Consider the following 2,436-nt stretch of genomic DNA (forward strand, 5'->3'; position numbering starts at 1 on the left):
CGGCCTCGGCGGCGGTCCGACCGCCCTCGGCCCGGGCGGAGCGAGCGGCGGGGGCCTGATCCGGGGGTGCCGTTCCCGGCTCCGGGCCGGGTGGCCCGGAGCTGTCGGCCGGTCAGGCAGCGCGCTCCGTCCGGTCGGACCGGTCGGACCTGTCAGGGTCGGACCGGAGGAGGACTTGGCGGAGTTCGGCGGTGCACATCATGAAGCCGTCCGGGGTCGGCAGGTGATCGAGGTAGTGGGCGAGGTCCGCGCCCAGGGCGAACACGCGGACCGGGGTGCCGGCCGCGCGGGCGGACTCGACCACCCTGCGGACGCCGTCCAGGACGGCCGGGTGCCGGGTCTGGTAGGACTCGGCGACCAGGTGGTTGCTCCGGTCCGCGGCGAGGTAGAACTGCACCAGGTCCTTCACGCCGACGAACAGCTCGGCGGCGCCCGCCGCGCAGATCGCCGGGGTGGCGTGCACCGCAGCCGGCGTTTCGATGAAGGCGGAGAGCGCCACGCCGGCCGGTAGCTCGAGGTGGGCCCTGAGCTGGGCGAACTCCTCCGCGTCGTTGAGGAACGGGACCGAGAGGTGCACTCGGCCCGCGTCGGTGCCGAGCCGCTCGCGCAGCGATCCGAGCATGGCGTGCAGCGCGTCCCGGTAGGCGGCCGAACCGAGCAGCCAGCGGGCGCCGTGCAGGCCGAGTTCGGGGTTGGGTTCGACCGCGACCGGGGCCAGTTCGGTGACGCCGGCGGCGTGGTCGGAGCGGAGGTCGAGCAGCCGCAGGACCAGCCGCTGGTCGGGCAGCAGCGCCTCGGTGAAGGTGCAGAGCCGGTCCGCGACGGCCCGCCCGTAGGCCGCGATGTCGGCCGGGCCGCCGTCCAGCGCGTCGAGCGGACGCAGGCCCGCCGCCAGGCAGAGGAACTCCTCCCGGATGAAGAAGGACTCGACCCGCTTGGCGTTCGGCCCGCAGGAGTTGACCGTCCGGATGTCCTGCAGGTCGGCGATCACTGCGCACGCCGAGCCGAGATCCTCCACCGAGGGGCTCCCGCCGTCCGGGCCCAGGGCGACGCCACCGGAGTCGGAGCCGATGACGATCGACTGGCTCTCCAGATGCAGCGTCACCTCGCCGACCAGGTCGGCGAGATCGGCCTGGTCCACCCGGAGCACGGGTATCCCCCGGCCCCGGCAGAGCGACTGCATGTGGCCGGTCAGCCCACCGGAACCGCAGACGACCGCGCTCGCGGCCACGATCGCTTCGTACAGACCGGCTTCGAGGGAAGGGGCGACGAGGATGGATCCCTCGCGTGGACTTCTGGTGCGGTTACAGGTGCCGCGCAGCACGCTCTGCGCGCCACCGGTCAAGAGGAATCCCTGAATCCGTCGCCCGTTCACCTAGTCCTCCAGATCTTCGGCGTTCGCCAGTCCCAGTTGTCGGCGCAGCTGCCGTGGCGTCACGGAGATGTCGGTGAGCCGTTCGACGGCTGCACGGCTGACGACCGCCCTGAGCAGGCGGTCGTACCGGGAAGCATCCATCGGGAGGGTGAGAAGTTCGCTCACGGACCGGATTCGGGCGTCCAGTTGGGAATCGAGTTGTTCCCGCTCGGTCCGACCCCGGGTGGCCAACCTCTTCGCCTCCAGGAGAACAGCCTCCTCGAATCCGTCCGGGGTCGCTTCCTCGATGTTGCTGACATGGCCATGGAATTGAGCCATGTTTCGGGCCAGACCGTCCTCCCGCAGTTCCAGTTGTTCGATCGCGCGCGCGGCCACCGCGATCGAGTGGTTCTTGATGGCGGCGAGATTGAAGGTGAACGCACCCGTGCGGCCGTTCCGGACGATCTCGTCGCCCTCCCGCAGCACGCCGACGGCGGAGATCGGTCCGGCCGGCTCGCCCTCGGGGGTCAGCAGCGCGCCCTGCCCGTCGACCTCCAGGCCGCGCCCGGTACGGGTGTGGGGGACGGCGATCCCCTTCCGGAGCAGGTTCCGCCAGAGCGACTGGCCGACCCGGCTGTAGTCCGACTCCCGGCCGAAGTTGGAGACCACCAGGTCGGCCTCGATGGAGTGCTGCTCCGCCTGGGCCACGACCGAGACGACCAGCCGCCCCGACTCCGCCGGCGTGATCCCGTCCACCTTGCCGACGACCAGCCGCACCGGCCCGTCCGCCGAGTGCATCGCGCGCTCGATGACCGACATCGTGTACTCCACCGCACCGACCCGGAATGCGGCGATCGCGGTGCCGAACTCGTCCAGCAGACACCGAAGTTCCGCTGACGGAATCCGGTCGATGGCCTCGGGGAGATGCGGCTCCCACGCCTTGGCCACCCGCTCCGCCACCACCACCGGGTCGACGTCGGGGTGGTCCTGGACGACCGCCGAGCAGGCCGTCTCCCACTCGGTCCTGACCCGGGCGAGGAACTCCTCACGATTCCGGTACGGTTCCAGCAGCGCTTTCGGGC

1 protein-coding gene and 1 pseudogene are annotated in these 2,436 nt (G+C 71.3%); both read right to left on the minus strand.

The window, feature by feature from the left end; genetic code table 11:
- Positions 1–112 precede the first annotated feature (112 nt).
- Entirely contained in the window at positions 113–1,345 is a 1,233-nt protein-coding gene (locus ASC99_RS28635) for a putative PEP-binding protein (RefSeq protein ID WP_369824252.1), read from the minus strand.
- A 30-nt stretch (positions 1,346–1,375) separates the two neighbouring features.
- A pseudogene (locus tag ASC99_RS41375) lies at positions 1,376–2,436 on the minus strand (pyridine nucleotide-disulfide oxidoreductase); the annotation flags it as partial.

Origin of the sequence: Kitasatospora sp. Root107 (genome assembly GCF_001424875.1) — a bacterium.
GTDB lineage: Bacteria > Actinomycetota > Actinomycetes > Streptomycetales > Streptomycetaceae > Kitasatospora.